Here is a 7,879-nt window from a genome sequence, read left to right as displayed (position 1 = left end):
GACAGGAAACGACCATGGATCTCGATATTTTCGACCGGCTGGAATCTCAGGTGCGCAGTTATATCCGCGACTTTCCGGTGGTGTTCGCGCGCGCGCAGGGTTCGCATATCTACGATGAGAACGGCCGGCGCTATCTGGATTTTTTCAGCGGCGCGGGGACGCTCAATTACGGCCACAACAATCCGGTCTTCAAACGTCCGCTGCTCGACTATCTGGAATCGGACGGCATCGCGCATGCGCTCGACATGGCGACCAGCGCCAAGAAGCGTTTCCTGGAGGTGTTCGAGCGTGCCGTGCTCGCGCCGCGCGGCCTCGCCTACACGCTGCAATTCACCGGTCCGACCGGCGCCAACGCGGTCGAGGCAGCATTCAAGCTGGCCCGGCAGGTCAAGCGCAGGCATAACATCGTCGCGTTCACGCACAGCTTCCATGGCGTATCGGCAGGCGCACTTGCCGCGACGGCCAACCAGAAGTTTCGCGGCGCGGCGGGAACCGCGCTCGGGAACGTCAGTTTCATGCCTTATGACGGCTATCTGGGCGCAGGCGTCGACACGCTCGACTATCTGCAAACCTGTCTCGGCGATCCGAGCAGCGGCCTGGACCGGCCTGCGGCTGTCATCGTCGAGACGGTGCAGGGCGAGGGCGGCATCAACGAAGCGGGCGCGCGCTGGCTGCGCCGGCTCGAAAGCCTGTGCCGCGCGCACGACATGCTGCTGATCGTCGATGACATCCAGACCGGCTGCGGCCGCACCGGCGACTTTTTCAGCTTCGAGGCGAGCGGCATCCGGCCGGACATCGTCACCCTGTCGAAGTCGTTGTCGGGCTTCGGCCTGCCGATGTCGCTCGTGCTGCTGCGCCCGGACATCGACCAATGGCAGCCCGGCGCGCACAGTGGCACGTTCCGCGGCAACAACCTCGCTTTCGTGACCGCGGCTGCCGCGGCGGAGCACTACTGGAGCGACGATCGATTCTCGCGCGAGATCGCCGCGCGCGCCGCGACGTTGCGCGCCGGGCTCGAACGCATCGCCGCCGCGCATGCCGATGCGACGCTCGAGGTGCGCGGACGCGGCATGATTCTCGGCCTGGCGTCGTCCGACTTCGCGCTCGCCGGGCGCATCGCGCAGCGGGCATTCGGGCACGGCGTCATCATCGAGACGTCGGGGGCGCGGGGTGAAGTGCTCAAGTTCCTGCCTGCGCTGACCATGAGCGAAGAGGCGCTGGCAGAGGGCCTCGCCATCGTCGAGCGGGCGCTTGCCGAAGTGCTGGACCCGGCTGTCGCGAACTGAATCCGAGGATATCGAATTGAAAGAGGCAAGCACACCGTGGCTGACACTCGCCGTCTCGTTGACCCTGTGCGCGGGGCTTGCGGCCTGCGCCGCTCATCGCGAGGAAGCCGCTGCGGCGCAGGACCCGGCGCGAGATCAGCCACAGTCCGCGCCGGCGTACCGGGCTGAAATCACGCGTGCGCCGGATGGGGTGCCGCACATCGTCGCCAACGATTGGGGCAGTCTTGGCTGGGGCGCGGCGTATGCGCAGGCGGCCGACAATCTGTGCACGCTCGCAGCGGCGTTTGTCACATATCGCGGGGAGCGCTCGCGCTGGTTCGGGGCCGACGCCAGGCAGCCGACGGCGTCGACGCTCGGCGACATCGGCAATCTCGACTCCGACTTCTACTTTCGGCTGGTCGATGACGCCGCCAAAGTGCAGGCCTACCGCGCGGCGCAGCCGCCCGCGATCCGCGAGATGGTCGACGGCTTCGCCGCTGGCTACAACCGCTACGTGCGCGACTGGCGCAGCGGCACGGCTGCACATGCAAACGCGGCATGCCGTGGCGCCGGCTGGGTCGGCGAGATCGACGCGGACGATGTGTACCGCCGCCTGTTCGCCGCCAACCTCGCGGGCGGCGAGGCGCGTTTCGCCGCCCGCATCGCCAATGCCCGGCCGCCCTCGGCAGGCAAGCCGGATAGCGCGCCCGCGTCTCCTGCCAAGGGCGTGCAGCACTCGGATGGAACGGCCGCCGCGACGCTCGCCGGCGTCACGCGCGCGGTCGCGGGCGAATCGCTCGCGGTCGGCGGCGGACATGGCATCGGCAGCAATGCGCTGGCCTTCGGCGCGGAGGGCAGCAGCGATGGCCATGCGGTTCTCCTCGGCAATCCGCACTGGTTCCTCGAAGGGCCGGACAAGTTCTATCAGATGCGTCTGTCGCTACCGGGCAAGCTCGATGTCAGCGGCGTGGCGATGCTCGGCGTGCCGGTCGTGATGATCGGCTTCAACCGCGACGTCGCCTGGACGCATACGGTGTCGGCGGCGCGCCGCTTCGGCGTGTTTCAGCTGACGCTCGCGGACGACTCGCCGACGACGTATCTGCGCGACGGCCAGCGCGTCGCGATGACGCCCGTGCCGATCGCCGTCCAGGCGCGCGCGCCCGACGGCACGCTGACGACGGTGCGGCGCACGCTCTACCGGACCGCGTTCGGTCCGATAGCTGATTTGTCCGGCTACTCGCCCGCGATGCGCTGGCAGGGCAGGCAGGCGTTCGCGATCCGCGACATCAACGCGGCCAACTATCGCGTGTTCGAGAATTTTCTGGCCTGGGGGCGGGCGCGTTCGCTGGATGAGTTCCGTGCCATCCAGACCCGCGAGGCGGCGGTGCCGTGGGTGAACACGGTCGCCATCGGGCGCGACGATCCGCGCGTGTGGTACGCCGATATCGGCGCGGTGCCGAACGTGCCCGATGCACTCGCTGCGGCATGCACGACACCCATCGGCCATGCGTTTGCCGCGGGCGCGCCGGGCGTGCCGTTTCTCGACGGCTCGCGCACGGCCTGCGACTGGCGTACCGACCAGGGCTCGCCGCAGGCCGGCGCGATGCCAGCGGACCGGCAGCCACAACTGCTGCGGCGTGACTTCGTGGCGAACATGAACAATACGCACTGGCTGGCCAATCCGGCCCAGCCACTGACAGGCTACGACGCGGTGACTGGCGCAGAACGCAGCGACCCGGGCCTGCGCGCGCGCCTCGGTCTGCGCATGGCGCAGCAGCGCATCGCCGGCACGGACGGATTGCCCGGACGAGGCGCGAATCCCGCCACCTTGCGGTCGATGGCGCTCGACAGCCGCTCGATGTCCGCGACGCTCTACAAGCGCGACGCGCTCGACGCCGCCTGCAATGCGGTCAGCGCCGATGCAGCGGGACGCCGCGAAGTGCGCGTCGACCGCGATCCGGCGGGCGGCGAGGACATCGCGGCCCGCGATATCGACATTGCGCCCGCCTGCCGCGTGCTGCGGGACTGGAACGACACCGCACGCGCCGATGCGCGCGGCGCGACACTCTGGGATGCCTGGTGGACGCGCATCGATACGCTGCCCGATGCGGCCCGCGCCGCGGTGCCGTTCGATGCAGCGCGTCCGCTCGACACGCCCGCTGGCCTCAAGGTCGACGGCGCGACGCTCGCGCGCATGCTGGCGGTTGCGGTCCTGCGGATCGAGCAGGGCGGCTTCGCAATCGACGCCGAGCGGGCAGACACGCTGTTCGTCCGGCGCAACGGCGTACGGATCGGCCTGTTCGGCGGCTGCGACGGCGACGGCTACTTCACGGCGGCCTGTTCGGAGCGGCGCATCGAGACGGGCGGCAAGGTGCTGGATGCGCACGCGAACGCCAATACGTATTTGCAGGTCGTGTCGTTCGGGGCAGACGGCGCAGTCAATGCCAGAACGCTGATGGCCGCCGCGCAATCGGACGATCCGGCGTCACCGCGTTACGGCGACGGGCTCTTGCGCTACGCCGATCAGGAATGGAGCACGCAGTCGTTCGCTGCATCGGATGCGGGCGCGCCGCTGATCGTCGATGCGCGTTCGGCGCCCTCCGCCGTGGCGCCGGCGTCGCTCGCCGAACGCTGGGCGGCGCTGCGCGGGCGGCTGCCGTCGCGCGAGGCGGCGCAGTGGCTGGACACGCCCGAGGCCGCGCTGGTCGCGACTGAAGTGGGGCGGGACGTCGTGCGGCTGCGGGCGTCGCCGCGCGACATCGACGCGCTGCTCGCCCATGTGCAAACGCTCGGCAAACTGGAAGTGATGGTGCGTACCGACAGCGGCATCAGCGAGCGTACGGTCGATGCCACGACACCGTATTTCGACCGGCGCGGCCGGCCGCTGCATGTTGCCGCGCGCGATCCGCAGCAACTCGACTTGCGCCCCGATCCCGGCGTCTGGAAGGAGGCGTTCGCGGTGACGCGTTACTATGGCCCAACCCGCGAACCGTACCGCCAATTGCAGTTCTTCGATGGTGCGGGGCACAACGTCGCCAAGATCCATGTCGTCGATGACGCGCGCGCCGGTGCGTATGCCGCATTCGTGTCGACTTATCGCGCCGACGATCAATCGGCCGAATTTCATCCGGACGCGACGCCGGAGCATAGGGAACACGCGGCGCTTCCCGCCTTGCAGAGCGTGGCGTTGCGTAGTGCGGTGCTCGGCTGCACGGCGCAGGCACGCGGTCCGGATGCCCGGCTGGCGGCGCTGGCATTGTTGACTGCAGCGCTGGACGCGCATCTGCCGCTCGCCAGCCGTGTCGCCAACGACGGCGCCGTGCAGTCGCATGCGGCGCGGCTCACGCGTGTCCACGATATCGGCGACGGCTGGCTGAGCGTGCAATCGCGCGACTTCGCACTGCATCTGCGGGTCTCGGATATCGTGCTGGCTCAGGCCGGCGCGGACGATGCCATCACCTTCAGCGACCGTGCGGGCGTGGCGCTCGCGCGCTTTGCACCGGCCCCGCAGGCCACGGTGCGGGAGCGCGGCGTCTGGCGCGCACGGCTCGCATCGACACTCACCGACACCAACGGAATGCCTGCTTCATGCCGTACCGAATGACTCTTTCCCGGACCAGACGCCGCCTGCTGTGCGCGGCGGCGCTCGGCTCGGCCTTGCCGGTTCCTTCGCCCGCCATCGCGCGGGTATTCAACGGCGTCGGGCCGCTGCGGATCCTGGCGCCAGACCGCGCGGCCACGTCGACGTTGCTGGCGCTCGGCGTGCAGCCGGTGGCGGGCGTCGACAAGTCGTTCTACGACGCGATGGGCGGCCAGCCGCCCATGCCGCCGGGCATCGCCGACTGCGGCGATCCCAACGAACCGAATCTCGAACTGATGCTCGCGCTCCGGATCAATCAATGTGTGACGGTGACGACGCTGCCGTCAGCGCGTGAGCGTATCGCCTCGATCGCGCCGGTGCTGCATCTCGAGATCTACAACGGCGAGACCGGTGCGTTCGAGCGCGCTGCAGCGGGCTTCCGACGCGCAGCCGCATTAACCGGACGCGAGCCGCAGGCCACGGCCTACATGGCGGACGTCGATGCGTTGACAGAGCGCACCGCCGCGGCGCTGGGCGCGGCAGGCGCACCGCTGCGGCCGGCGTTTCTGGTGACGCTGAATGGCGGTGGACGCTCGATGGTCGTGTACGGACGCAACAGCATGATGTTCGACGTGATGCGTCGCCTCGGCCTGCCGAACGCGTGGACGCGTCCGACCAACACCTATGGTTTCGCGGTGACGGGCGTCGAAGCGCTCGCTGAAGCGCCGGACGCCGATGTCATCGTCGTCGACTTCGGCGCGGGCACCACGGCCGCGCTCGCCGAGCTTGCGGCGAGCCCGTTCTGGAATCGCCTGCCGATGGTGCGCAGGGGGCGGGTATTCCGCATTCCGCTGGTCGATCTCTATAGTTCGTATCCGGCGGCCCATACTTTTCTGCAGGGATTGCAGGGCCTCGCACGACGACCGGAGTATCGGCATGTCTAGCACGGCGGCCACCACGATGCCGCGCAGGCACGCCCGCTCGCCATGGCCGCTCGTGCTGGCGCTGCTCGCGCTGGCGCTCGCGCTGACATGGGCGAATCTGCACGCCGCGCTGCCCGCTGCAGGATGGGCCGGTCTCCTGCCTTCCGCCGATGCCGACGACATGCATCGCGTCGTGATCCTGTATTCGTTTCTGCCGCGTCTGGCGGTGTCGCTGCTGGCGGGCGCGGCGCTGGCGCTGGCGGGCGCGCTGTTCCAGCATGTGCTGCGCAATCCGCTCGCCGAGCCGACGACACTCGGCGTCGCCGCAGGCGCAAGCGTCGCGGTGACGGCCGCGGCGATATGGTTTCCGTCGCTGTTGCTCGACGGCCGCGACGCCGTGGCCATGGGCGGCGCAGCGGCGGCCTTTGCCGTGGTATTCGCGATCGCCTGGAGGCATACGCTTTCGCCGCTCGTGCTGATTCTGGCGGGGTTGGTCATCACGCTGTGCGCCGGCGCGGTGGGGTCGGTCCTGTCGCTGGTTTTCTCGGACGGGTTGATCAGCGTGTTCGTCTGGCAATCGGGCGCGCTCAATCAAAATAGCTGGTCGATCGTGCTGCATCTGCTGCCGCGCGTCGCACTGTCCTGCGTGGCGATCATGCTGCTCGCGCGGCCCTTGTCGGTCCTCGCGGTAGGCGATTCGGCCGCACGCGGGCTGGGCGTCTCGCTGCGAGGCCTGCGGCTGGGCGCGCTCGCATTGGGTACGGCGCTGTCGGCGTGGGTGGTCAGCGCGCTCGGTGTGATCGGCTTCATCGGGCTGGCCGGACCCGCGCTGGCGCGGCTATCCGGGGCGCGCACGCTGGGCGCGCGGCTCAGCTGGGGCGCGCTGGTCGGCGGGCTGCTGCTGTGGGTGGCGGATCAGGCCGTGCAGATCGTCGCGCATCGCTTCACCGAGATTCCGACCGGAGTGGCCACCGCGCTGCTGGGGGCGCCGCTGCTGTTATGGCTGTTGCCCCAACTGCACGACACGCCGCACGACATTCGCAACGATGCGCCCCCGCAGGGCACGCGCGCCACGCTGCCGGCCGGACGCATCGCCGCGATGTTGCTCGGCCTGGCCGTGGTGATTGCCGGTGCGCTGCTGATATCGCGCGGACTCGACGGCTGGCATGTCGATGCCTTCGACACGCTCGGACCGCTCGCCGCCTTGCGCGCACCGCGCGTGCTCGGCGCGCTCGCCGCCGGGGCGATGCTCGCCGTGGCGGGCATCGTGATTCAGCGCCTGACGTCGAATCCGATGGCCAGTCCGGAGATTCTCGGCATTTCGTCGGGCGCGTCGCTCGGCTTGATCGTGCTGTTGTTCGCGGTTGCCGCGCCGAGCGCCGCGATGCAGTTCGCTGCCGCCTCGGCGGGCGCGCTGCTGGCACTTGCCGCGTTGTTCATGCAGTCGCGTCGCAGCGGATTTTCGCCGGAGCGGCTGGTGCTGACGGGCATCGCGATTGGCACGGTGTTCAGCGGGCTGACGTCGCTGCTGATGGCGAGCGGCGACCCTCGCATGTCGATCCTGATGGTGTGGATGGCCGGTTCCACCTACCGCGTGCAAATGCACGACGCCCTCGCGGCGCTCGGCGCTGGCGCGATCGTGTTGCCCGCGGTGCTGCTCGCGGCTCGCGCGCTGGATATTTTGCCGCTGGGCGAGCCGCTGTCGCGCAGCCTGGGCATCGACGTGGGGCGCACACGCCTGGCCCTGCTGCTGCTCGCGGCGATGCTGACGGCCGCGGCCACGCTCATCATCGGGCCGATCTCGTTCATCGGCCTGATGGCGCCGCACATCGCGCGGCTGCTCGGCCTGCGCCGGCCTGTCGCCCAGGTGAGCGGCGCGGCGCTGCTGGGCGGCGCGATGCTGGTCGTCGCCGACTGGCTGGGCCGCAACCTGCTGTTTCCGTATCAGATCCCCGCCGGGCTGCTCGCGACTTTCGTCGGCGGTCCGTACTTTCTGCTGCTGCTCTGGCGAGAGCGCGCCTGATGCGCCTTTCACATGATCCGGATCATTCATGACTTTACTTTCCGTCCTCGACGACCCGTCTCGCCACGACGCCGCGCCGCCCGGTGCG

The 7,879-nt window shown here is 69.5% G+C and carries 4 protein-coding genes; all 4 read left to right on the top strand.

All coding sequences use genetic code 11. The features are described from left to right. The first annotated feature begins 14 nt into the window (after window positions 1-14). From ectB to fhuB, 4 genes are read left to right on the top strand one after another with little or no spacing between them, the layout of a single operon-like run. Window positions 15-1,286: a diaminobutyrate--2-oxoglutarate transaminase gene (gene ectB / locus QCE88_RS27005; RefSeq protein WP_309907942.1), complete on the top strand. Its 1,272-nt coding sequence runs from the start codon at window positions 15-17 to the stop codon at window positions 1,284-1,286. A gap of 16 nt (window positions 1,287-1,302) precedes the next feature. Further along, a complete protein-coding gene (locus QCE88_RS27000; protein ID WP_309907941.1) occupies window positions 1,303-4,869 on the top strand; it encodes a penicillin acylase family protein in 3,567 nt (1,188 codons plus the stop codon). Then, the gene (locus tag QCE88_RS26995) at window positions 4,866-5,789 is read left to right on the top strand and encodes an ABC transporter substrate-binding protein (protein WP_309907940.1); all 924 of its coding nucleotides are present in this window, start codon (window positions 4,866-4,868) and stop codon (window positions 5,787-5,789) included. Before QCE88_RS27000 ends, QCE88_RS26995 begins: the two co-directional genes overlap by 4 nt. Next, a complete protein-coding gene (gene fhuB, locus QCE88_RS26990) occupies window positions 5,782-7,791 on the top strand; it encodes a Fe(3+)-hydroxamate ABC transporter permease FhuB (protein ID WP_309907939.1) in 2,010 nt (669 codons plus the stop codon). The genes QCE88_RS26995 and fhuB overlap by 8 nt, the downstream gene beginning before the upstream one ends. The last annotated feature ends 88 nt before the right edge of the window (window positions 7,792-7,879 follow it).

Origin of the sequence: Caballeronia sp. LZ035 (assembly GCF_031451175.1) — a bacterium.
Lineage (GTDB): Bacteria > Pseudomonadota > Gammaproteobacteria > Burkholderiales > Burkholderiaceae > Caballeronia.
Note: the sequence above shows the minus strand (reverse complement) of the source record. Positions and strands in the feature narration are given on the sequence as shown.